Raw genomic sequence first — 23,196 nt, forward strand, 5'->3', positions numbered from 1 at the left:
CCGTCTGGAAAGTCGTTGACGCCGACCCCTGATATGGAACAAATAGGGAACATATTTACCTGGCCGCCGATTGGGAAGCCTCGGTCGGGATATCATGGATGGACTGTCTTGCCGCATGCCCGCACCCGAACCCCGTTCCGCGCTGGAGGTGCTGCGGGAGCAGATCAGCCGTCTGGAAGGCGGGGCCGGGCGCAGGCGGGCGGTCCTGCCGTTCGGCCTGGAGGAGATCGACAGCCGCCTGCCGGGCGGCGGGTTGACGCTGGGGGCGCTGCATGAGGTGGCGGGCGGTGGGTGCGATGCCCAGCACGCCGCGGCCGCCGGCCAGTTTTCGGCCGGGATCGCGGCCCGGACGCGGGGCAGGATTCTGTGGATCGTCAGCCGACAGGATGTCTTCGCGCCGGCCCTGATGCAGGTTGGGCTGTCGGGGCGGCGGGTCATCTATGTCGAGGCGGGATCGGAGGTCGATGTGCTGGCCTGTTTCGAAGAGGGGCTGCGGCATGGCGGGCTGGGGGCCGTGGTGGCCGAAGTGGCGCGGCTGTCGATGACGGCCTCGCGCCGCCTGCAACTGGCCGCCGAGACGTCGGGCGCGCTGGGTATCGCGATCCGGCGGTGGCGGCATCCGACCGGGGCGGCCGATTTCGGCCAGCCGACGGCCAGCGTCACGCGCTGGCGGGTGTCGGTGCTGCCATCCGTTGCCCTGCCGGTGCCGGGCGTGGGGCGGCCGCGCTGGAGGCTGGAGCTGATTCGGGCCCGGGCTGGGGACGAAGCCGTTTTCGACGTGGAGGCCTGCGATGGAGAAGGGAGGCTTGCCCAAAGCGCCCGTGTCGCGAATCGTCTCGCTCTACCTGCCATTCTGGCCGACGGACAGGGTCAGGAAGAGGCTGGGCGACGGCGCGCCCGCGCCTGACGCGGCGCTGGCGCTGGTTGGCCGCGAGGGGCGGAGCCGGGTCGTGCTCTCGGTCGATCTTGCCGCCCGCAAGGCGGGGTTGCGTCCTGGTACGCTGGTGGCCAAGGCGCAGGCGTTTCATCCCGACCTGACCATCATGGAGGCCGATCCGCAGGGGGACCGTGAGGGGCTGGAAAAGCTGGCCTTGTGGTTGCAGCGCCGTATCGCCCCCATCGTGACCGCCGACCCGCCGGATGGCATCGTGCTGGACACCAGTGGGGCCGATCACCTGCATGGTGGCGAGCCGGCCATGCTGGCGGCGATGGTCCAGCGGCTGCGCGACACCGGGATCACGGTCAAGGCGGTTGTCGCCGATACGCTGGGGGCCGCCCATGCGCTGGCGCGTTATGGCCGGGCGCGGATGCTGGTCGTGCCGCCCGGCGGGGTGGGGGGGGCGATCGCGGATCTGCCCGTCGCGGCCCTGCGCCTGCCCGAAGGCATTGTCGACGGGCTGCATGCGCTGGGCGTGTCGCGCATCGGCCCGCTTGCCGCCATGCCGCGCGCGCCGCTGGCCCTGCGGTTCGGCCCGGAGGTCGCGCGCAGGCTGGACCAGGCGTTCGGGCGTGTGGCCGAGGCCATCGTCCCTGTGCGCCCCGTCGCGCCGGTCGAGGTCAGCCGGAATTTTGCCGAGCCGATCGGGGCCGCCGAGACGATCGCCCGCATGATCGGTACGCTGGTGCCGGCGCTCTGCCTGTTGCTGGAGGAGCGTGGGCAGGGCGGCCGGTGTTTCGACCTGCTGCTGCACCGGGTGGACGATCGTGCCGAAGCGATCCGGGTCGCCACTGCCCAGCCGGTACGGGACGCCAGACGATTGATCCGGCTGCTCTGCGAGAAGATCGAGACCATCGATCCGGGTTTCGGGATCGAGCGCATGGTGCTGACGGCCTCGCAGGCCGAGAGGGTGGGGGCGCGCCAGGCCCTGTCGCTGCTGGGCGAGGCGGAGGAACCCGATCTTTCCGGCCTGATCGATATCCTGTCCAATCGTGTCGGCATGCGGGCGCTGTATCGCGTCGCGCCGGTCGAAAGCGATATTCCGGAACGTTCCTTCTGCCGGGTGCCTGCCCTGGCGCCGGACGACGCGCGGGACTGGCCGGATCACTGGCCGCGCCCGACGCGCCTGCTGCCCAGGCCCGAGCCCGTGCAGGCCATGGCTGAACTGCCCGACCAGCCGCCGGTCTTCTTCATCTGGCGTGGTGTACGGCGGAAGGTGAAATGCGCCGATGGGCCGGAACGGGTGTTTGGCGAATGGTGGAAGGGGGATGCCGAACTGACCACGGCGCGCGACTATTTCCGGGTGGAGGATACATCCGGAGAGCGGTTCTGGATCTATCGTGCCGGTGACGGGGAACATGGCGAGACCGGGTCGCAGGGCTGGTTCCTGCATGGGATCTTCGGATGACCCGTTATGCCGAATTGCAGGTGACGAGTTATTTTTCCTTCCTGCGCGGGGTGTCCGCGCCGGCCGACCTGTTCCAGCAGGCGAAGGCGCTGGGGATCGAGGCCCTTGGGCTCTGCGACCGGAATACGCTGGCGGGCATGGTGCAGGCCCATGTGGCGGCGAAGGAAGCCGGGGTGCGGCTGGTCGTCGGCTGTCGCCTGGATCTGGCCGATTTTTCGCCTGTGCTGGTCTATCCGACCGATCGGGCCGCCTATGGCCGCCTGTGCCGCCTGCTGACCATCGGCAAGGCGCGGGCCGGGAAGGGCAGGTGCCATCTGCTGTGGGAAGACCTGGTCGCATGGGGGGAGGGGCTGATCGTCCTTCTGGTTCCGGATGGGGCCGATGAGGCGTGTGCGCAGCGTCTGCGCATGCTGAAGGAAGCGTTTCGTGATCGTGCCTATATGGTGCTGACGCTGCGGCGGCGGCCCAATGACCAGATGCGGCTGTATGCGCTGGCCGACCTGGCGCATCAGGCCCGGGTAGCGACCGTGGTGACCAATGATGTGCTGTTCCATACCCACGACCGGCGCATCCTGCAGGATGTCGTGACCTGCATCCGGCATAATACCACCATCGATGAGGCCGGCTTCGCACGCGAGCGCCATGCCGACCGTTATCTCAAGCCGCCGCATGAGATGGCGCGCCTGTTCGCCCGCTATCCGGAGGCGATGGGCCGCACGATCGAGATCGTGGAACGCTGCACGTTCAGCCTCGACGATCTTGCCTATCAATATCCCGACGAGGTGTCGGTACCGGGCCGGACGCCGCAGCAGGCGCTGGAGGAATTGACGTGGGAAGGAGCCGAGAAATTCTATCCCGAAGGTATTCCCGATACGGTCAGGCAAAGCCTGAAGCATGAGCTGGCCCTGATCGCGCGCATGAACTACGCGCCCTATTTCCTGACCGTGAACAGCATCGTGCGCCATGCCCGCGCCGAGGATATTCTGTGCCAGGGGCGGGGATCGGCGGCCAATAGCGCGGTCTGCTACGTGCTGGGCATCACCGCCATCGACCCGGCGCGCAATAATCTGCTGTTCGAGCGGTTTGTCTCCGAGGCACGGGGGGAACCGCCCGATATCGACGTCGATTTCGAGCATGCACGGCGCGAGCAGGTGATCCAGTGGGTCTATGGCCATTATGGCCGCGATCGTGCGGCCCTGACGGCCGTGGTGATCCGCTATCGCGCCAAGGGGGCGTTGCGGGATGTCGGCAAGGTCATGGGTCTGCCCGAGGATCTGATCCGCACGCTTTCGGGCCAGATCTGGGGCTGGTCGAAGAATGCGGACCCCGAGCAGTTCCGGGATACCGGCATCGACCTGTCCGACCGGCGTATCCGGCTGACGCTGGACCTGGCGTGCTGCCTGATCGGCGTGCCGCGCCATCTGTCGCAGCATCCGGGCGGCTTCGTGCTGACCCATGACCGGCTGGACGAGCTGGTGCCGGTCGAGCCTGCGGCGATGGATGACAGGCAGATCATCGAATGGGACAAGGACGATATCGACGTCCTGAAATTCATGAAGGTCGATTGCCTGGCATTGGGCATGCTGACCTGCATGAAGAAGGGGCTCGATCTGCTGGCCGACTGTAAAGGGCAGCATTTGACGCTTGCCACCATTCCGGCCGAGGACCCCGACACGTACGCCATGATCCGCAAGGCGGATACGATCGGGGTGTTCCAGATCGAATCCCGGGCGCAGATGTCCATGCTGCCGCGCCTGAAGCCGCGCGAATTCTACGATCTGGTGATCGAGGTTGCCATCGTGCGGCCCGGCCCGATCCAGGGGGATATGGTCCATCCTTATCTGCGGCGGCGGGAAGGGATCGAGACGGAAGACTATCCAACCCCGGAACTGGAGAAGGTGCTGAAAAAGACCCTGGGCATCCCCCTGTTTCAGGAGCAGGCGATGCAGGTGGCGATGGTCTGCGCCGATTTCACCGCCGGCGAGGCCGATCAACTCCGGCGTGCGATGGCCACCTTCAAGAATACCGGCACGATCGGCAGGTTCCAGGCCAAGCTGGTCGAAGGCATGAAGGCGAACGGCTATGCGCCCGAATTCGCCGAGCGGATCTACCAGCAGTTGGAGGGATTCGGGTCGTATGGATTCCCGGAGAGCCATGCGGCGAGTTTCGCGATCCTTGCCTATTCGTCATCCTGGATGAAATGCAGGCATCCCGATGTGTTCCTGGCCGCGTTGCTCAATTCCCAGCCGATGGGGTTCTATGCGCCGGCCCAGTTGGTGCGGGACGCGCGCGAGCATGGGGTGGAGGTGCGGCCCGTCTGCATCAACGCCTCGCGCTGGGACAGCACGCTGGAAGGGCCGGCGACGGAAAAAGGGTATCTTGCCGTTCGGCTGGGCATGAGCCTGGTCAGGGGACTGACCGACAGGGACACGGCCTGCATCGTGGGGGCCCGGGGGGATCGGCCCTTCGCTTCCGTCGACGATCTTTGGCGCAGGGCTGGGGTGAGGGTGGCGGCGCTGACGCATCTGGCCGAAGCGGATGCGTTCCGGCCCAGTCTTGGCCTGCCGCGGCGTGAGGCGCTGTGGGCGATCAAGGCGCTGCGTGACGAGCCTCTGCCGCTGTTCGCGGCCGCCTCTGTTGCGCGGGAGGCGGAGGAACCCGCTGTGCTGCTTCAGCCCATGCGCGAGGGGGCCGAGGTGACGCGGGATTACAACCGGATCGGCCTGAGCCTGCGCGACCACCCCGTTGCCTTTCTGCGCGACGATCTGCGCGGGATGGGGATCGTGCCGTGCCGGCACGTCATAGAGGCCAGGGATGGCAGGCGTTTGACGGCGGCCGGCCTGGTGCTGGTGCGCCAGCGCCCCGGCTCGGCCGAGGGCGTGGTGTTCCTGACGCTGGAAGATGAAACCAGTGCGCTGAACGTCATCATATGGCGCGACCTGTTCGAGACATATCGCAGCCGGGTCATGTCGGGGCAGATGCTTGCCGTGATGGGCAGCGTGCAGAAGGAAGGGGAGGTCGTGCATCTGGTGGCACGCGAGATCACGGATCTTTCAGACCTGCTGGCCGATGTGGGAAACCGGGGAGCGGGCCTGGAGAATGGGGCGGGCGAGGGAGGGAAAACGGAAAAGATCGTCGTGAAATCGAGGGATTTTCATTAGGAGAGTGGGGCGGCGTGGCACCTGCGCGGCGTAGGACGGGCTGGTCCGGCAAGGGGCGGCTCGCCACGCGTGCCGGTACGGGTGTTGGCGGGAGCGATCACCCTGTGTTACCCTCAAAGTGGCGCTTAGCAACGCCTTTCAACTAGGCGGCCTCCTCTGTCGGGTGGCCTGCCGAATATAACACCCGGACCTATGGTCCAGCGGTGCGTGGTTTCGGCCGCGTGTCGTCTGGGAATAGGCAGGGCGTGCTTTTGCCTAGTTGAAACACGTTGCTAACCGCCCGACGCCAGGGACGGCGGGGGAGACGTGTACCCTTCTTTCCCCGATCCAGCGCGCTGGCGTCGAACGTCCATCGGAGACGATCGGGGCGCGGGGATGGAAGAGCTTGACGAAGCGGGGATAACCGCTTCCACCGTCGCGGCGAGCCTGATCAGGATTTATGGCGGGGAGGCTCCTGGGGTGATCCGGCGTCAGATCAGGCGATGCGTGGAGGATGACCTGACCGATGAGGCCGTATTCTGGCTTCGGGTCAGGAACAGGGCCGATGCCTTGCTGAGGACGGCGCGCCGGAAAAGCGATACCGTCCATTGAGCGGGCCATCGAGCGGGCGAGACCCATCGGAGGCCGGCTGTGGCCGGGCCGATCCCGGCCAGCAGGCATTTGCGCTGTGGCTGGAGCGCGGGTTGCGCCGCCTGTTCGGGAGCGTGATCGACGAACCCATTCCGGACGACCTGATGCGCCTGATCGACCATCCCGCCGTGCCGGGCGCCGACCCGGGGAGTGGCGAACCGGACGGTGAAGCTGGGGACCCCGTTCATCCCGATCCGCCCGTTCGCTGACTGCGATGGACGAATGGCGTCAGAAGGCGGGGACGCCCGGTTCCGGGTCCGGTTCCTGCTCGTCGATCGACAGGAGGGCCTGTTCCCTGCTGGAGAAGGGGCCGGCCAGAAGGATGGTGGTGCCATCCATGATGTACCATCCGTTTTCGCGGGGCGCGACGGGGGCGGTCCTGTCGTCAAGATAGATCGCGATCATCCGGGATTCTCCTTCATGGACGATCTGCCGGGGGCCCGGCGGCCGAGGGGGCGTCAGGTTTCGTCCTTCAGGGCCTTTTCCTCGTCCTGCCGGGTTGCGAAGGGGGTTTCCCGCTTGTCGTCCAGTTCGTTCATGTAGCCGCCCGGGTTGCCCAGATTCTCTTCCAGCCAGGCTTCCTCGATGGGCTGGCCGTTGGCGTCGAGGGGAACGGGCGGTTCCACCGGGATCTGCCCGGCGTCGGCATTGAGTTCCATCCCGATCAGGTCGGCGGCGGCTTCCTTGTAGGCCTCGGGGCCGGAGGCGGGCTTTCCGTCGGCGATCCACATCTCCTTCGCCTTGGCGAGAATGCGCGCGTCTCTTTCGGGAGAGGATTCCAGGGGGTTTTCCATTCCAATTATCCTCGCAAGGGGCTGTGACGGGGCGGCGGGTTCCTGTGATATGAAACGCTTCATGCCCATGTCCGTTGCCCGCGCCGTTCGGGCGCGGGTGCGGCGATCAGGCGGGGGCCTGTCCGGGCTGATCGAGGGCGACGGTTGCCTCGCTGGTCAGGACGCGGAAGACGAAGCTTTCCTGCAGGTACAATTCGACCGTATCCGCCGAGTGGGACAGGTAGCCGATCGAAAAATCCTGTCCGATATCCAGCGCCAGGTCGCCGCCGCGCGTCGAGACGACGAATGCGCCCTCGATGGCCGGGGCCCAGATGATCTTTCCGTCGATCATGCTCTCGATATGCTTGCAGACCGGATAGCCGTCATCGTCACCGCCGCTGACATTGGCGAAGGCCTGGGCGCCGAGGACCACCGAATACGGGCCGTTCACGCCGGCCAGGCGCAGCGCGTTCAGGGCGTCGGCGATGGCATGAGGATAGTCCCGGGCCTGGGCGGGGAGCGTGAGATGGGCGTTGGACGTGCCGTTGCGGATGCCGGGGATGCCGGCCGCCGCGTAGCCGCCGAAGATCGCGCGATCCTCGGCGAAGGCGATCTGCTTCGCCGCGTCCTTGACGGGCTGCCAGTCGGAATCGAGCGATCCGCGCTCGACGGCATCGATTTCCGTGCGCAACAGCGTGAAGGGAACGCGCAGTTCCACCAGCGGCAGGACCTCGCGCCGCAGGGCGCGGATGCCGTTGCCGGGCGCGTCGATCAGCGTGCCGCGTCCGGTGCCGACGCCGGCGAAGGCGGTCCCCCGCGGTTCCGAGGTGTCGACGACGCGGCGGCCGGCCAGGTGACGACGGATGGTGCGTGACGCCTCTTCCTCGATCTGCGCCCAGGCGGCGCTGGAGATGGGGGCGAGATGTCTATGGAGATTGTTCATGTCAGATGTCCATCCTTAAGGAGCCGATACCCAGCGAGCCGTCATGCGGGCCCGCGCCATGCCGATCGGGGGAGGAGCCGGGGAGGGAGGGCTGGTCGTCCGGACTGGAGGCCCCGGGAGCTTCGGCGGCCATGTCCGGCGCGTTATCCAGGAACTCGGCGGTGGGGATGAAGAACAGGGCCCCGGTCACGGCCGTGCTGACATTGAGGAGCCTGTCGTAATTGCCGGGCGGCTTGCCGACGAACATGTTCCGCAGCATCTGCTCGGTGCGCGCGGGGGAGCGCGCATAGCCGATGAAATAGGTGCCGAATTCACCCTTGCCCACTTCACCGAAGGGCATGTTGTCGCGCACGATCTGCAGTTGCTGCCCGTTCTCCTCGATATTGGTGAGGACGTTATGGGCATAGCTGGGCTTGGCTGCATCGGCGAGTTCGATGTCCGATACTTTTCGGCGGCCGATGATATGTTCCTGCACTTCGGTCGGGATGGCATCCCATTTCCTGAGGTCGTGCAGGTATTTCTGGATGATGACATAGCTGCCACCGGCAAAGGGGGGGTCTTCGTCGCCGACGATGGCCGCGTCGATCGCGACCTGGCCGGAGGGGTTTTCGGTGCCGTCCACGAAGCCGAGCAGGTCGCGTTCGTCGAAATATTTGAATCCGTGGACTTCATCCACGACCTTGCCGGCGCCCGCCAGTCGGGAGACGATGGAAGAAGCGAGTTCGAAGCAGAGATCCATCCGGGTCGCGCGGATATGGAAGAGCAGGTCGCCCGGCGTGGCGGGGGCGTGATGCACGCCCCGGATCTCCTGGAACGGATGCAGGTCCCGGGGGCGAGGGGTGCCGAAGAGTTGATCCCAGGCGTTCGAACCGATGCCGGTGATGCAGCTTAACCTCCCGTCGGGGACCCGGAATCCGACACCGCGCACGAGAGAGGAGAGATCTCCCAGAAGATCGCGGACCTGCGTGTGGATCGAAGGGCTCTCGCTTAATGTCGCAACAAGGAAAATGGCTGCCTGGGTCAGCTTCGTACCAACGGGTTGCGGTGTGGCCAACGGACTGAAACTCCCTGCGGACGGGCTCGTATAGCGATTGCGGACGTTCAGCATAGGCAGATGACGGTTCATGACAAGATATCGGGATGGACTAAATAACCAGGGTGTTCACACATTGCTTATCGTTATGCCTGTGGTGCATAATGCCATAAGCAAAAGGTCTTGGACGCCCCGCCGGTCGCGTGATCTAGCTGGGAAGCTGGAACGTCATGGCTGGTCCTGCAGGACAGAATGACAGGCATGGCGGTCGCCCGTGGCCGGAAGACATCATCACGCTTCGTCCCCGGAATCCGTTGCCTGACGCAGACGCCGATGTCAGGCTTTTAGGAAGGTATAGATGCAGACCGCTGCCCTTGCGCTGGTCCTGGCGCGTTTTCAGTTCGCCTTTACCGTGGGCGTTCATATCATCTTCCCGGCCTTCTCCATCGGGCTGGCGGCCTATCTGGCCGTTCTGGAAGGGTTGTGGCTGAAAACCGGGCGCCAAGTGTTTCTCGATCTGTATCGCTACTGGATCAAGGCCTTTTCGATCGTCTTCAGCATGGGCGTCGTGTCCGGACTGGTCATGTCCTACGAATTCGGGACCAACTGGTCGGTCTTTTCGAGGAAGGCCGGGCCGATTACGGGTGTTCTTCTGTCCTACGAGGTCATGACCGCCTTCTTTCTGGAAGCGGGTTTCCTCGGCGTCATGCTGTTCGGCATGAGCAAGGTCGGGCGCGGGCTGCATTTCGCCGCCACCTGCTGCGTTTCGGTGGGGACGCTGATTTCGATGACCTGGATCCTGGCATCGAATTCATGGATGCAGACCCCGCGCGGCTATACGATCGATCCGGCCACCGGGCGCTTCATGCCCGACGACTGGCTGGCCATCATCTTCAATCCGTCCTTTCCGTTCCGGCTGGTCCATATGGGGCTGGCGGCGTTTCTCTCCGTCGCGTTCGCCGTGGGAGCGACCGGCGCGTGGCATATGCTGAAGGCGCGGCGGGCGGGGGCGATCGCGAGCGAACCGGTCCGGGTGATGTTTTCCATGGCCATGTGGATGGCCGCGATCGTGGCGCCGCTGCAGATCCTGGCCGGTGACGCGCATGGGCTGAATACGCTGAAATACCAGCCGGTGAAGATCGCCGCGATGGAAGGCGACTGGGAGACCGAGGGACGGGCATCGGAACTTCTGTTCGGCATTCCGAACATGAAGACGGAGCGGACGGATTATGCCGTGAAGGTGCCGCTGCTGGGCTCGCTGATCCTGACGCACAGTCTCGACGGCAAGGTGCCGGGGATGAAGGATTTCCCCCGCGACCAGCGGCCGCCGTCGCCGATCATCTTCTTCTCGTTCCGCATCATGGTCGCCCTGGCCTTTCTGATGGCGCTGGTGGGATTCTGGTCGCTGTGGCTGCGCCGGACCAGCGCCCTGTTCACCAGCCCGGTCTTTCATCGCGTGGCGTTGTGCATGGCGCCTGCCGGCTTCACCGCGCTGCTGTGCGGCTGGATCACCACCGAGGTCGGGCGGCAGCCCTGGACGGTCTATGGTCTTCTGCGGACGGCCGAGAGCGTTTCGCCGATCGTCCTGTCCAGCATGGCGATGACGCTGGCGGCTTTCGTGGTGGTCTATGTGATCGTGTTCGGGTCTGGTCTGGTCATCCTGCTCCGCCTGCTGGGGCGTGCGCCGGAGGAAGGGGAGCATAATCCCAGCCCCGCACATCCTGCCGACGTGCTGGCGACGCACACGCATCCGGGGATTGCCGGCCCCATTCCCGATGAAGGAGCCTGAGCCATGATGGATTTCGCGTATTGGCTCCCCATCGTGTGGGCCGTCATCCTGGTCGCCGCGATTACGATCTACGTCATTCTCGACGGGTTCGACCTGGGGATCGGGATGCTGTTCGCGCTGGAACGCGACCAGGGGCGGCGGGATGTGATGGTCAATACGATCGCGCCCGTGTGGGACGGCAACGAGACGTGGATGGTCCTGGGGGGCGCCGTGCTCTACGGGGTCTTTCCGGGGGCGTATGCCACGCTTCTGCCGGCTTTCTACCTGCCGATCGTGCTGATGCTGCTGGCCCTGATCTTTCGCGGCGTGGCGTTCGAGTTCCGCATCATGACGCGGGGTACCGCCCGTGAGGGACTGTGGGAGGCCGGCTTCATGGCCGGGTCCGGCATCGCCGCGTTCAGCCAGGGGGCGATCCTGGGCGGGGTGATCCAGGGTATTGCGGTGACCGACGGCGCCTTCAGCGGTGGTGCGTTCGACTGGCTGACGCCCTTCAGTGTCCTCTGCGGGCTGGCGGTCATGTGCGGGTATGCCCTGCTGGGTGCGACCTGGCTTGTCTGGCGGACGACCGGTGTGCTGGAGGCGTCATGCCGCAAATGGGGAGCGTGGCTGGCTGTCGGGCTGTTCCTGTGTATTGTGGCGGTCAGCCTGTGGACGCCGCTGCTGCATGCGCCTTATCTCCGGCGCTGGACTGCCTGGCCGAATATCCTCTTCGTCGCGCCGGTACCTGTTCTGGTCGTCGTGCTGGGGCTCCTGCTTGCCATCGGGTTGCGGCGCGGCCATTCAGGGGGGCCGTTCCTGTGCGCTCTTGGCTGGTTCTTCCTGTGTCTGTCGGGTCTCGGGATCACGGTGTGGCCGTATGCCGTGCCGCCCAGCCTGACGCTTTGGGATGTATCGTCGCCGCCGTCGAGCCAGTTCTTCCAGCTTGTCGGTACCGCCATCCTGCTGCCGATCATCCTGACCTACACGATCTATTCCTATCGCGTGTTCCGCGGGAAAGTGACGGAAGCCGATGGCTATCACTGAGATCGTCAAGGGCAATGGAGACGATGCACCGAAGCGTTTCGGTGTGCGGATCGGGTGGTTCGTTGCCATCTGGGCGCTCAGCACGGTGGTGTTTTTCGTGATGGCGTCTCTGCTGCACCTGCTTGTTCCCAAATAACAGGGCGACTCTTCGCGTTTTCGACTGACAGAAGAAGTTCCGGACCTGGTTCGATGATTTTTGACTTTGAGAGTGACTTCGCGGGCTCGCTGCGCTGTATCCCGATGATCGCACGGCAGAAGCTCGATATCGCCGGCATAAAACTGAGCCTGCGGCAATGGAGCCGCTTCTCCCGCGAAGAGCGGGGGCAGCTTGCCGACCTGCCGTGCGAGACAGAAGCGGAACAGGGGGCGTATCGGGCGCTGGTCCTGCATCTGGTTGCGATGCGGACCGATGAACCGCCACGCCCGCTTGTCACGGATGGCTTTGACGACTGGCGGGAGGCCGACCGGATGCCGGAGGCCGTGCGGATGCAGGCCGAGGCGGATGGCGTGACGCCCCCGACGCCGGAGCAATGGTCCATGTTGACACCGCTGCAGCGTTTTGCGCTGATCAAGCTCGCGCGCTCGCAGCATGAGAATGAGAATTTCGTGCCGGCCCTGAGAGAGTTCGGCGTCCTGTGACGGACGAGCGTATTCCCGGAAGCGGCCTTGGGAGGTTGATGTCATGAGCAAAGAAAAACCGTCCGAGTTCAAGCCCTATCATCATCCGGCCGGCGGCTGGGGAGCGGCGGGCGCGACCGCGAAAGTGCTGATGGAGCAGAGCGTGCTCGTCAAAGGGTCGCGCGGGCTGCTGGCCATGAACCAGCCGGGCGGCTTCAAATGCCCGAGTTGCGCGTTTCCTGATCCGGATCATCGGAAGACACTGGAATTCTGCGAGAACGGCGCCAAGGCGCTGGCGCACGAAGCGACGAAGGCGCGCGTGACGCGTGAATTCTTCGCGAAATACACCGTCACCGAACTGATGGAGAAGAGCGACTACTGGCTGGAGATGCAGGGGCGCCTGACCGAGCCGATGCGCTATGATGCCGCCACCGACAAATATGTGCCCGTTGCCTGGGACGACGCCTTTGCGATGATCGGGCGGCATCTGCAGGCGCTCGACAGCCCGCATCAGGCGGAATTCTATACATCGGGGCGCACGGCCAACGAGACCGCGTTCCTCTATTCGATCTTCGTGCGCGAGTTCGGCACCAATAATTTCCCCGACTGCTCGAACATGTGCCACGAGCCGACCAGCCGTGGGCTGCCGGCGTCGATCGGGATCGGCAAGGGTACGATCGTCATGTCGGATTTCGACCATGCCGAGGCGATCTTCGTCATCGGGCAGAATACGGGCACCAACTCGCCGCGCATGATGACCAACCTGGTGGAGGCGAGAAAGCGCGGTGTGCCGATCGTGCTGATCAACCCGATGCCGGAACGCGCACTGATCCGCTTTACGGAGCCGCAGGATGTGCTGCAGATGGCGACGTTCGGTTCCACCCCGATTTCCAGCGAATTCGTCCATGTGCGGATCGGCGGGGATCTGGCCATCTTCAAGGGGATGATGCGGGCGCTCTTCGAGGCCGAGGAGCAGGGCGAGCGGGTGCTCGACATGGCGTTCATCCAGCAGCACACGGCTGGTCTGGATGCGTTGCGTGACGATGTGATGGGGTGTTCGTGGGCGGATATCACCCGGATCTCGGGCGTGTCGGAGGAGCAGATCCGGCGGATTGCCGGGATCTACAAACAGTCCAGGGCGACGATCATCTGCTATGGGATGGGTTTGACGCAGCACCAGGAAGGGTCGCGCCTGTTGCAGCAGGTGGCGAATCTGCTGCTGTTGCGTGGCAATTTCGGCAAGCCCGGTGCAGGCATTGCGCCGATCCGCGGGCATTCGAACGTGCAGGGCGACCGCACCGTCGGCATCGACGAGAAGCCGACGCAGCGTTACCTGGATCGGGTCCGCGATGCGTTCGGCTTCGAGCCGCCGCGCGCGCATGGTCACCATGTGCTTGAGGCGCTGGAGGCCATGGAAGCCGGGACCGCCAAGGTCTTTATCGGCATGGGCGGGAATTTCATCCGGGCGGTTCCGGATACCGATCGCTCCTATGAAGCGATGCGGAAGCTCAATCTGACCGTCGGGATCGCGACCAAGCTCAATCGCGGGCATCTGGTTCACGGCAGGGATGCCCTGGTCCTGCCGGTGGTGGCGCGGTCGGAGATCATTCGTACGGAAGCAGGCGAGCAGTTCGTGACCATCGAGGATGCGATGGCGAATGTGACGGCTTCGCGTGGTGTGTTCGAGCCCGTCACCGAGCATGTGCGGCCGGAGACGGAGATCGTATGCCGGATGGCCATGGCCACGTTGCCGCATTCGAAGACGCCTTGGGCGCGCTATATGGTCGATTACACGCCGATCCGTGACAAGATCGCCGAAGTCTATCCGGAGATCTATTCGGATTTCTCGGAGAAGATCAAGAATCCGAAAGGCATTCACCTCGACATTCCGCCGCGTCGTCTGGTGTGGCAGACGCCGAACGGCAAGGCGAATTTTCTCGTGCTGCCGGGGCTGGAGGTGAATGTTCCGGTCGAGGATAGCGCGATGCTGCGTCTGGCGACGATCCGGTCGCATGACCAGTACAACACCACCATCTACAGCAATAGCGACCGCTATCGCGGTGTCTACAACAACCGGCTGGTGATCTTCATGAACAAGGAGGACATGAAGGATCGCGGGCTGGAAAACGGCGCGGTGATCGGGCTGGAAACCTATAGTGATGACGGGTTCCGGCGTTATGTCGATGGGTTGACCGTGATCGACTATCCGATGTCGCGTGGTGCCATCGCGGGTTATTATCCGGAACTCAACCCGCTGCTGCCGCTCGATTATTTCGACGAGATCAGCGGAACGCCGGCTGCCAAGTCCATTCCCGTCAAGGTGGTGGAGAGTTTCGCATCGGCGGTGCCGATCAGGATTGCCGGATAACCGTCGATCGCCGGCCTGTGGGTGGATGAGAGTTTCCTGATGGACATGGATGCGCCGCTTGTGGACCGGATCGGGCGCCCGATGCGGGATCTGCGGATTTCGGTAATGGATCGGTGCAATTTCCGGTGTCCGTACTGCATGCCGGAAGCGACCTATCATGAGGGATTCCGCTTTCTGACGCCGCGTGAGCGGCTGGATTTCGACGAGATCGAGCGTGTCGCGCGGGTTGCGGCGGGGCTGGGCGTGACCAAGCTGCGCCTGACGGGAGGCGAGCCGCTGCTGCGCCCCGGCCTGCCGGATCTGGTCGCGCGGCTGGTGCGGGTGCCGGGCATCGAGGATGTCGCGCTGACCACCAATGGTGTGCTGCTGGCACGGTCGGCCGCTGCCCTTCGTGCGGCGGGCCTGCATCGCGTGACGGTGAGCCTCGATAGTCTCGATGCGGCTGTGTTCGCCCGGATGAATGGTGGGCGCGCGGAACTGTCGACTGTGCTTGACGGGATCGAGGCCGCGCGGGCGGCTGGGTTTCCGGGCGGGCTGAAGATCAACAATGTCATCCAGCGGGGTGTGAACGATTCCGGTATTCTGGATCTGGCGGCGCGGTTTCGCGGCACGGATATTGTGCTGCGCTTTATCGAATATATGGATGTGGGAACCCGTAATGGCTGGGAGCGCGCCGATGTCGTGCCCTCACGCGAAATACTGGGGCAAATCGATGCGCGCTGGCCGTTGATTCCTCTGTCGCCGAACTATCGCGGCGAGGTGGCGCGGCGTTATCGCTATGTCGATGGGGAAGGCGAGGTGGGGTTCGTTTCCTCGGTCAGCGCGCCTTTCTGCGGGGATTGTTCGCGCGCGCGGCTTTCTTCCGACGGAAAGCTCTATACCTGCCTCTTTGCGACCGAGGGGACGGATTTGCGGGCGATCCTGCGTGAGGATGACACCGTGCAGGGCGATATGAAGCTGCGCGCTACGTTGTCAGGCATCTGGCGCGGCCGTATGGATCGCTACAGTGAGGAGCGCGCGATTCCACGCGGGTGCAGCGCCGTGAAGGGAAAGGCCCGGGCGGCGGAGAAAATCGAAATGCATTATATCGGAGGCTGAACGGCCGGTGCGGCCGGTTATGGCAAGGTTGGCGGGATGCCCTCTCTCTTTCACCGATTGCGCGTTACATCCCTGGGCCAACCGGACAGGGCGTTCGACCTGAATGTGGCCGATGAGGTGCCGGTCCGGCTGATCTTCAACGGGATCTTTTCCTATGGCGTCATGATGATGACGCCCGAGGATCTGGAGGATTTTGCAGTCGGTTACTGCCTGACGGAACAGATTGTCGGCACCTTGGCGCAGATCCGGTCGGTCGTCGTGGCGGAAACGGGTGACGGTCTGACAGTGGATGTCTCGATTGCCGGAGACGCGTTGACGTCGCTGATCAGGCGCGGGCCGCGGGCCCAGACCGGGCATTCGAGCTGCGGGATCTGTGGCAGTGATGCGGTGCCGTCCTGTGATGCCATCGGGGCGCCGGTATTGGATCCGGGCCCGGTGGTTTCGACCGAGGCGGTGCAGCGGGCATTGAACGCGCTTGGCGAATGGCAGACGCTGAATGCGGCGACGCGGATGGTGCATGCGGCCGCCTGGGCCGATCGCGACGGCCATATCCTGATGATTCGCGAGGATGTGGGGCGGCATAATGCGCTCGATAAGCTGATTGGCGCGCGGGCGCGTGGCGCCGAAGAAGCGGGTGAGGGGTTTTGTCTCCTGACCAGCCGCTATTCGTTTGAAATGGCCCTCAAGACGTTGCGGAGCGGGATCGCGATCGTCGTTGCGGTCTCGGCCCCGACCTACCGGGCCTGCCGGCTTGCTGAAACGATGAAACAGACATTGATCGCCATTGCGCGACGTGACGGGCAGGTTCTGTTCTGCGGCGGGGAGCGGCTTGTGCAATAAGTGGGCGCCGGGCGGAAGGTTCGCGCACGGCGGCGTCGGTTGTGAATGAGAAGACGATAAATGTTTCTGAGGCAGCTTCATTATCTTCGGGAAATCGACAGGCTGCGGAGTTTTTCGAAGGCCGCGGATGCGTGCAACGTCTCGCAGCCCGCGCTTTCACGCGCCATCAGGCAATTGGAAGACGAGCTTGGGGTCGTTATTGTCGATCGCAAGAGGAAAGTCTTCGGTCTGACGGCTGAGGGTACGCGCATACTGAAATGGGCGCATGATATTCTGCGCAGCGTGTCGGAGATGCGGAATGAGGTTTCGCTGTCGCGGCAGGAACTGGTGGGATCGGTCAAGATTGGCGTCATCCCGACCGCCGTGCATATCGTTCCGATCCTCCTGGAAGCAATCAAGGAGAAGATCGGCGATTTTTCGAGCGATGTTGCCGTTCTTCCGAATTCGGACATTATCGAGAGGCTTGCCAGCAAGCAGCTTGATATCGGGATCATGTATTATGACCAGTGCCCGCAGGCGCAGGCTTTTACGGTCCGGGCGCTTTATGCGGAAGAGCAGGTTCTGGCCGGTACCACGGCGTATGTCTTTCCCGACCAGGGGGAAATCAGTTGGGAGGAGGCCGCGACATTTCCGCTCGCCTTGCTCAGTCGCGGCATGCGCTGTCGCCAATTGGTGGATATCGGGTTTCAGACCGCCGGGGTGGAACCGATCATTCGTCTGGAGACCGCGTCACTGGAATTGATTCATGCCGAAATCATGCGTGGCGCCATGGCGACCATCCTGCCTCTATCCTCTTTTCCGCTGCGGGTGCCGCCGGCCGGTCGCCTGCAGATGCGCCGGCTGGCCGGTTTTTCGCCGGGCGCGATCGGGTTGGTGAGGTTGAGCGAACGGCCGCCTTCGCCTTTCGTCGCGCGCGTCTGGACGGTCGCCCTGGAAACGGATTTTCGGGAGCAGCTTGGCAGTCTGTGCTGATCGTATGTCGAAGCGCAACAATATGGTTGCGCTTCGACGCCTGCGACAATAGGGTTCGAGCAACTGGGAGGTTGCTCATGGAGACGGACAGGATCGAAAAGACGGTCATGCTGAAGGCGGCGCACGACCGTGTATGGCGCGCGATCACGGATTCCACCCGTTTCGGCCAGTGGTTTGGCGTGGAGGTCGACGGCCCCTTTATCGCGGGGCAGGAGGCGATCGGGCGGATCGTTCCCACCCAGGTCGACCCGGATGTCGCCCGCATGCAGGAACCGTATCGCGGTACCCCCTGGCGTGTTCACGTCGAGCGGATCGAGCCTATGCGGCTGTTTTCGTTCTGTTGGCATCCATATGCCATCGATCCGGCCCATGATTATGCCGCCGAGCCGATGACGCTGGTTACGTTTGCACTGGCGGAGGTGGAGGAGGGCATCCGGCTTACCATTACGGAGACGGGTTTCGACCGGTTGCCGTCTGCCCGGCGAGCGGAGGCGATCAAGGCGAATGATGGTGGCTGGGCGCATCAGGCCAGGTTGGTGGAGAGATATCTCGCCCTGGGAGACGAATGACACTCTGTTTGAAAAACAGGCTTGCCCGCCAAGGGTGTTCTTACGAATGACCCCAAAGAAAGCGCGCTGATGGAAAGCGGATATTGTTCGGACAATCTGCAATCCGCGGTGCCGGTTTTTGCGGCTCTGGGCGATCCGGTCCGTCTGTCGATTGTCGCACGGCTGAGCGAAAACGGGCCGCTGCCCACCGTCCAGTTGACGGACGGCACGGGGGGGATCACGCGTCAGGGCATCAACAGGCATCTGCGCGTGCTGGAAGATGCCGGGCTGGTGGAAAGCGCGCGGGTTGGCCGGGTTCGGCAATGGCAGTTACGGGCGCAACAGATCGCGATCATCCGCGAGCATCTCGACCGGCTGTCGGCAGTGTGGGATGCCCGTATCGAAGGGCTTCGGGCGTTCGTCGAGGACGGCGACGAGCGATAGGGGGTATTCCTTCTCTTCGGAACCGCGTGACCGCCAGGCAATGAGGCTGTCGGTCACGATCTTGCCGCAGTTCGCAATATTGCCAGAGGTAAATATTGCGATGATGCATCTTGTGGCGGCGCGTCTGAGTTTTCTTCCTCAATGTTCCTGAGGACGGATTGCAGCGGATCGCATCGAAGAGGCCGTGATGCTGGCCCTGTCCCGGTCATGCCGTTATCTTCGACAGGAATTCACAGATCGGAGCGATGATGGATAACCGGGCGGGAGAGATGCTGGTCTTTGTCCGGGTCGCGGAGTCCGGTAGCTTCTCCGAAGCGGCGCGGCAGCTTCTGATGACGCCATCGACGGTCAGCAAGCTGATCGCGCGCATGGAAGATCGCCTTGGCGTGCGGTTGGTCGAGCGGTCGACGCGGCGGCTGTCATTGACCGACGAAGGGCGTCTTTTCCATGAGCGGAGCGGTGCCCTGCTGGCGGAACTGGACGATATCGAGCGCGAGGTCGGTCAGGGCGGCAAGGGGGCCGGTGGCACGATCCGCGTCAATGCGTCGGTGGCATTCGGTGTGCTGGGAATCGAGCCGCTGTTGCCTGCGTTCTGGGAAACCTACCCGAACATGGTGGTCGATCTGTCGCTGTCGGACGAGATTGTCGATCTTTATCTTGATCGTGCCGATATCGCGTTCCGCGTGGGTCCGCTCGCGGACAGCAGTCTGCTTGCGCGCAGGATCGGGGTCGCACGCCGGAAGATCGTCGCCGCCCCGGCCTATCTTGAACGCCATGGCACACCGCTCATGATCGGAGATCTCGACCGGCATAACTGCCTTGGGTTCAATTTCCGGCGTGCGGCCCCGATCTGGCCGCTGAAGGATGGCGGACGGATCGTCGATCGGATGGTGGGTGGAAACCTGCTGGCCAATAATGGCGAAACCGTCAGGCGGCTGGCGCTGGCGGGAATGGGGCTGGCCCGTCTGGGCGATTACCATGTGCGGGAGGATATCCGCCACGGCCGGCTGATCGAAGTGCTGGGCCAGGCCGGCCATGGCGACGAGGAAGAGGTCCATGCGCTCTATCCGGGCGGCCAGCGCATGCCGCAGCGCATTCGGCTGTTCCTGGATTTCATGATTCCGCGTCTGCAGATCTTCATGCGGAACGACCCTGCGTGAAACGCGGGGCCGCCCGTCCGAGCGCTCAGGCCTCGCCGAACGCCAGGGTTTCCGCAAGATGCCGACGATAGCGGTGGGTGGTCGTGTCGATTGCGGGGGCCTTCATGACGTCCGAGGCCAGGAAGGTCGGGAGGGGCGACATGGCGAGGAATTGATTGGCCTTGTGGAAAGGAAAATAGACGGCATCGACGCCCCTGCCTTCGAAGAACTGCGCGGAGTCGAGGAAGGCCTCCTCCGGCGCATTCCAGGTCAGGGAGAGCATGTAATGCTTGCCATGCAGCAGGCCGCCTGAGCCGTATTTGCGTTCCGGATGCGCCCGGCTGCGGCCATCGTTTGCGTAAAGCGCGCCATGGCCGGCGGTGAAGACCTCATCCATGTATTTCTTGACGATCCATGGCGCGCCCATCCACCAGCCCGGCATCTGATAGATGACCAGATCGGCCCACAGGAAATTCCGGACTTCCTCCTGGATGTCGTAGCCGGAATCGATTTTCGTCTGGCGGATGGCGAAGCCGGCGTTCGACAGGGCCTCGACCGCTACCGCATGGAGCGTATCGTTCAGGCGGCCGTGCGAATGTGCGAAAACCTTCCCGCCGTTCAGAAGGAGGATGTTTTTCATGCTCGGTTATCCTGTCGGTGATTTCAGCAGCGGATGATCGTGAGGAGTGGACTGGAGGATGCCGCGACGGTCAGGGCATGCCTTCCAGCAGCTTCTTTGCGTGTGCGAGTGCCGTCGTATAGGTGGCGTGATATCGTGCGGCCGCGTCTGCTTCACTCAGGCCCACAGGCACGAAGCGGCTACCCCAGCTTATGATGCAGCGGTCGGGACCATGTTCGGCGACGGCGACCTGGCCGACATAGTGTTCGACCGGGTCTGGCCCGCTGATATAGGCGTAGGAATAGACGCGCTCGCGGTCATCGAAGCGGAGCAGGCGTTCCACGATGGTTATGTCTTCTGCAACGGTCAGGCGCCGGACGCGCCCGCCCTCTTCCAGCGTGCTGGTCCGGATCATCGGTATCCACAGCGGAAGGCTGTCAAAGCCGCCGAGCAGGGCCCAGGCTGTGTCGGCGCTGACCGCGACGTCCATCTGGCTGACGATTTCGACCATGCACCTCTCTCCCCTGTTCCGCCGGATGGGCACCGCACATAAACGGCTCCCGGTTTCCTGCACGTACAGGGCGCCTTCGGGCGGGGCTATGGCCTCTGCCGTCACAACGCTTGTGAACGAAATTCAGGAATGGCTCGCAGGATAGGTCTCGGGCGCCGAGCGTCAGCCCGTCCTCGTCCTTGATCTTGTCATCCAGCGTCTTCCTGTTGAGCGCCTTATCAAGTATCCGGCGCGGCAGGTTCAGTGCGGTCGCCTGAGGAACAGCAGCATTTCGCGCAGATGGTCGCCGGCAGCCGATGGGGCGGACAGCAGGTCTGAAAAATGCCGCAGGGCCGTCTGGTAGGTCTGTGCGGTCGGGGCTGGAGTGTGGTCCGTCGTGCGTTCGAGCCAGCTTGTGCTGGCGATGCCGGCCTGCTGGCGCAGGTGGAAGAGGATCTCCATGCAGATCTTCAGGTTTTCCGAACGGCGGAGGCCTTCGAGGCTGGTCTGCTGGCAGAGGATCTCGGCTCTGTTGGACGTGGTTCCGGCCGCGCGGCGCGCCTGCTCGGTTTCATCGCGGGTGCCGTTGCCGGTGGTGGCAAGCGCGGCATAGCGGAGATTGGCCAGGAAGGCGCGGCTGACCAGGGTGGGGAGCGAGGCCGTGGATTTTTCCGGCCACAGCAGAAGACAGGCGGCCATGCCGACCAGGCTGCCGATGATGTTGTTTTCGGCGCGGGCAAAGCCGAGCCACCAGCCGGTGTCGGAGCCGACGAGGTCGGTGACCAGGATGAAAAGCTGGGTCATGAAGGTCACGCACAGCGTGTAGTTGACGCTGCGCAGCGCGATGGTGGTGGCCGATAACGGGAAGACAAGGAGCAGAACCAGCCATTTCGGACACAGCGTGCCTGCGATGGCGGCGAGGATGCCGCCGGCGACGCTGCCGGCGACGCGCTCGATGGTGCGGGAGAGGGTGGTGCTCCTGCCCGGTTGGGTGACGACGACGACGGCCATCATCGCCCAGTAGGCATAGGGCAGGTGGAAGGCGAGCGTCATGCCGAAGGCGGCCAGAACCGCCACGGACAGGCGTGCGGCGTGACGGATGAAGATCGGGCTGAGTGGCTGCGACGGCGTGGCAAGGGCGGATGGCGCGGTGCCGTGCAGGGACTGGTCCTTGCCCAGCCAGGCGGTCTGCAGGTCGGTCAGGGCAGCGGCATTCCAGGCGGCGGCGCGAGTTGACAGGGTTTGAGGGTGGGTGCCGAGGCGGCCGAGCGCGCGGATATAGGGGCCGATGCTGCCCGGGGCATGGCGGCCGGGCGGGATGTCCCGCGCGATGCGGCGGAGGGCGGCGGCGGTGATGCGGATGACACGGGTGGTCTGGGGTGGCAGCGGGGCGGAGAACGCCGCATGTTCGAAGGCGATGAGGGCGACGAAGATGCGGTCGGCGGCCTCGACGGCGGGCAGAAGAGTGGCGCGGGCCGGACTGAGTGGCGCATCACTGGAGAGTTTTTCGACCGACGAGCGGGCCTGTTCGATGCGGTGGCGGATGTCGCGGCGCCAGGCGCTGAGTTCCTTCTGCTGGGTGAGAAGGCTGGCTGCCTGAAGGTGCGGGAGGTTGAGCAGTCGGAAGGCCATACTGGCCTGTTCGCGAAACAGGGCGGCGCAGGCCTGTTTCTGCGGGGTGCTGGGGTCGACGGGCCAGGCCAGCAGGCAGATGAGCATGGCCCACAGGACACCGAGGGAGAACAGGGCGGCGAGGGTGACGGCCCCCGTCGGGGTCTGGGGATAACAGATGGCGACCACGGCGACGATGGCAGCGAGGACGCTGACCTGGGTGGCGGCCGCCCCTCGGGCGCGGGCAAGCCCGCACAGGAAAACGCACAGACCCAGGCCGACGAAGGCGGCGGCGGTGCTGTATCCCGCCAGGGCGGATATGGTGCCGGTGATGAACGCGCCGGCCAGGCCGAAGGATGTCAGGGCCCTGATCCTGCGGTGGAGAAGGCCGCCGGGGTCTGCGAGGCAAGTCCAGAAGGCGGCGAAGGCGGACCAGGCCATGAGGGGCATGTCGAGATGCCGGGCGACCAGCATGACGGTGCTGACGGCGACGCCGGCCCGTAGGCCCTCGCGGATGGCGATCTGTTCCGGCGCGATGGCAATGGCGCGCGCGCCCAGCCAGTGCGTGACGATAGAGGGCGTCAGGCTGTGGGCGAGCGCCTTCAGAAAGCGTGGCTTGCGGGGAAGAGGGGGAAAGAGACTGTTTTTCATGGGCCGGCGCAGGAAGCAGGCCACGGAATATATAAAAGAATCCACAAAAAAGGGAGGGGCCGTTCCGGACCCTCCCATGTCGAATGATGGTGCGCTGGTCG

Annotated in this window: 22 protein-coding genes; 15 read left to right on the top strand and 7 right to left on the bottom strand. The window is 64.2% G+C overall.

The annotated features are described in order from the left end of the window. The first annotated feature begins 115 nt into the window (after positions 1 to 115). From HLH29_RS06495 to HLH29_RS06510, 4 genes are all read left to right on the top strand, one after another. Complete coding sequence (locus HLH29_RS06495; protein WP_182965133.1) at positions 116 to 907, top strand: ImuA family protein; 792 nt, start codon at positions 116 to 118, stop codon at positions 905 to 907. After that, positions 882 to 2,345 (top strand): DUF6504 family protein, encoded by a 1,464-nt coding sequence (locus HLH29_RS06500; RefSeq protein WP_456305428.1) that lies wholly within the window; start codon positions 882 to 884, stop codon positions 2,343 to 2,345. Before HLH29_RS06495 ends, HLH29_RS06500 begins: the two co-directional genes overlap by 26 nt. After that, entirely contained in the window at positions 2,342 to 5,506 is a 3,165-nt protein-coding gene (locus tag HLH29_RS06505; RefSeq protein WP_182965135.1) for an error-prone DNA polymerase, read from the top strand. Before HLH29_RS06500 ends, HLH29_RS06505 begins: the two co-directional genes overlap by 4 nt. A 587-nt stretch (positions 5,507 to 6,093) precedes the next feature. Beyond that, entirely contained in the window at positions 6,094 to 6,345 is a 252-nt protein-coding gene (locus HLH29_RS06510; protein ID WP_182965136.1) for a NepR family anti-sigma factor, read from the top strand. 19 nt (positions 6,346 to 6,364) lie between these two features. On the opposite strand, the gene HLH29_RS06515 is transcribed toward HLH29_RS06510, so the two are convergent. The 4 genes from HLH29_RS06515 to HLH29_RS06530 form a co-directional block, all read right to left on the bottom strand. After that, entirely contained in the window at positions 6,365 to 6,541 is a 177-nt protein-coding gene (locus tag HLH29_RS06515) for a hypothetical protein (protein ID WP_182965137.1), read from the bottom strand. Positions 6,542 to 6,594: 53 nt separating this feature from the next. Beyond that, positions 6,595 to 6,930: a hypothetical protein gene (locus HLH29_RS06520; RefSeq protein ID WP_182965138.1), complete on the bottom strand. Its 336-nt coding sequence runs from the start codon at positions 6,928 to 6,930 to the stop codon at positions 6,595 to 6,597. Positions 6,931 to 7,036: 106 nt separating this feature from the next. After that, positions 7,037 to 7,852 carry a family 1 encapsulin nanocompartment shell protein gene (locus tag HLH29_RS06525; protein ID WP_182965139.1) on the bottom strand — a complete coding sequence of 272 codons (816 nt, stop codon included), beginning with the start codon at positions 7,850 to 7,852 and terminating at the stop codon, positions 7,037 to 7,039. A gap of 1 nt (position 7,853) precedes the next feature. Then, positions 7,854 to 8,906 (bottom strand): Dyp-type peroxidase, encoded by a 1,053-nt coding sequence (locus HLH29_RS06530; protein ID WP_182965215.1) that lies wholly within the window; start codon positions 8,904 to 8,906, stop codon positions 7,854 to 7,856. Positions 8,907 to 9,243: 337 nt separating this feature from the next. Here HLH29_RS06530 and HLH29_RS06535 point away from each other — a divergent pair, with 337 nt between their 5' ends. The 11 genes from HLH29_RS06535 to HLH29_RS06585 all read left to right on the top strand — a co-directional run bounded on the left by HLH29_RS06535 (position 9,244) and on the right by HLH29_RS06585 (position 19,745). Further along, positions 9,244 to 10,674, top strand: a complete 1,431-nt coding sequence (locus tag HLH29_RS06535; RefSeq protein ID WP_182965140.1) for a cytochrome ubiquinol oxidase subunit I — start codon at positions 9,244 to 9,246, stop codon at positions 10,672 to 10,674. A 3-nt stretch (positions 10,675 to 10,677) separates the two neighbouring features. Next, a complete protein-coding gene (cydB, locus tag HLH29_RS06540; RefSeq protein WP_182965141.1) occupies positions 10,678 to 11,697 on the top strand; it encodes a cytochrome d ubiquinol oxidase subunit II in 1,020 nt (339 codons plus the stop codon). Then, positions 11,684 to 11,833, top strand: coding sequence for a DUF2474 family protein (locus HLH29_RS06545; protein WP_182965142.1), 150 nt, complete (start codon positions 11,684 to 11,686; stop codon positions 11,831 to 11,833). The genes cydB and HLH29_RS06545 overlap by 14 nt, the downstream gene beginning before the upstream one ends. A 53-nt stretch (positions 11,834 to 11,886) precedes the next feature. Then, positions 11,887 to 12,336, top strand: a complete 450-nt coding sequence (locus tag HLH29_RS06550; RefSeq protein ID WP_182965143.1) for a nitrate reductase associated protein — start codon at positions 11,887 to 11,889, stop codon at positions 12,334 to 12,336. A 43-nt stretch (positions 12,337 to 12,379) separates the two neighbouring features. Next, positions 12,380 to 14,683 carry an FdhF/YdeP family oxidoreductase gene (locus tag HLH29_RS06555; RefSeq protein ID WP_182965144.1) on the top strand — a complete coding sequence of 768 codons (2,304 nt, stop codon included), beginning with the start codon at positions 12,380 to 12,382 and terminating at the stop codon, positions 14,681 to 14,683. Between the two features lie 39 nt (positions 14,684 to 14,722). Further along, complete coding sequence (gene moaA / locus HLH29_RS06560) at positions 14,723 to 15,781, top strand: GTP 3',8-cyclase MoaA (RefSeq protein WP_275944162.1); 1,059 nt, start codon at positions 14,723 to 14,725, stop codon at positions 15,779 to 15,781. Positions 15,782 to 15,817: 36 nt separating this feature from the next. Continuing rightward, entirely contained in the window at positions 15,818 to 16,621 is an 804-nt protein-coding gene (gene fdhD / locus HLH29_RS06565; protein ID WP_182965145.1) for a formate dehydrogenase accessory sulfurtransferase FdhD, read from the top strand. 60 nt (positions 16,622 to 16,681) lie between these two features. Further along, a complete protein-coding gene (locus tag HLH29_RS06570) occupies positions 16,682 to 17,593 on the top strand; it encodes a LysR family transcriptional regulator (RefSeq protein ID WP_182965146.1) in 912 nt (303 codons plus the stop codon). A gap of 107 nt (positions 17,594 to 17,700) precedes the next feature. Next, positions 17,701 to 18,162, top strand: a complete 462-nt coding sequence (locus tag HLH29_RS06575) for an SRPBCC family protein (protein ID WP_246373874.1) — start codon at positions 17,701 to 17,703, stop codon at positions 18,160 to 18,162. A gap of 69 nt (positions 18,163 to 18,231) precedes the next feature. After that, the gene (locus HLH29_RS06580; protein ID WP_182965147.1) at positions 18,232 to 18,585 is read left to right on the top strand and encodes an ArsR/SmtB family transcription factor; all 354 of its coding nucleotides are present in this window, start codon (positions 18,232 to 18,234) and stop codon (positions 18,583 to 18,585) included. A gap of 248 nt (positions 18,586 to 18,833) precedes the next feature. Continuing rightward, positions 18,834 to 19,745 carry a LysR family transcriptional regulator gene (locus HLH29_RS06585; protein ID WP_182965218.1) on the top strand — a complete coding sequence of 304 codons (912 nt, stop codon included), beginning with the start codon at positions 18,834 to 18,836 and terminating at the stop codon, positions 19,743 to 19,745. A gap of 25 nt (positions 19,746 to 19,770) precedes the next feature. Here HLH29_RS06585 and HLH29_RS06590 read toward each other — a convergent pair whose 3' ends face one another. The 3 genes from HLH29_RS06590 to HLH29_RS06600 all read right to left on the bottom strand — a co-directional run bounded on the left by HLH29_RS06590 (position 19,771) and on the right by HLH29_RS06600 (position 23,095). Then, complete coding sequence (locus HLH29_RS06590) at positions 19,771 to 20,364, bottom strand: NAD(P)H-dependent oxidoreductase (RefSeq protein WP_182965148.1); 594 nt, start codon at positions 20,362 to 20,364, stop codon at positions 19,771 to 19,773. Between the two features lie 70 nt (positions 20,365 to 20,434). Further along, the gene (locus tag HLH29_RS06595; RefSeq protein WP_182965149.1) at positions 20,435 to 20,854 is read right to left on the bottom strand and encodes an SRPBCC family protein; all 420 of its coding nucleotides are present in this window, start codon (positions 20,852 to 20,854) and stop codon (positions 20,435 to 20,437) included. 240 nt (positions 20,855 to 21,094) lie between these two features. Next, positions 21,095 to 23,095, bottom strand: coding sequence for an FUSC family protein (locus tag HLH29_RS06600; RefSeq protein WP_182965150.1), 2,001 nt, complete (start codon positions 23,093 to 23,095; stop codon positions 21,095 to 21,097). Positions 23,096 to 23,196: the final 101 nt, after the last annotated feature.

It is taken from the genome of Gluconacetobacter tumulicola (assembly GCF_014174215.1).
GTDB lineage: Bacteria > Pseudomonadota > Alphaproteobacteria > Acetobacterales > Acetobacteraceae > Gluconacetobacter > Gluconacetobacter tumulicola.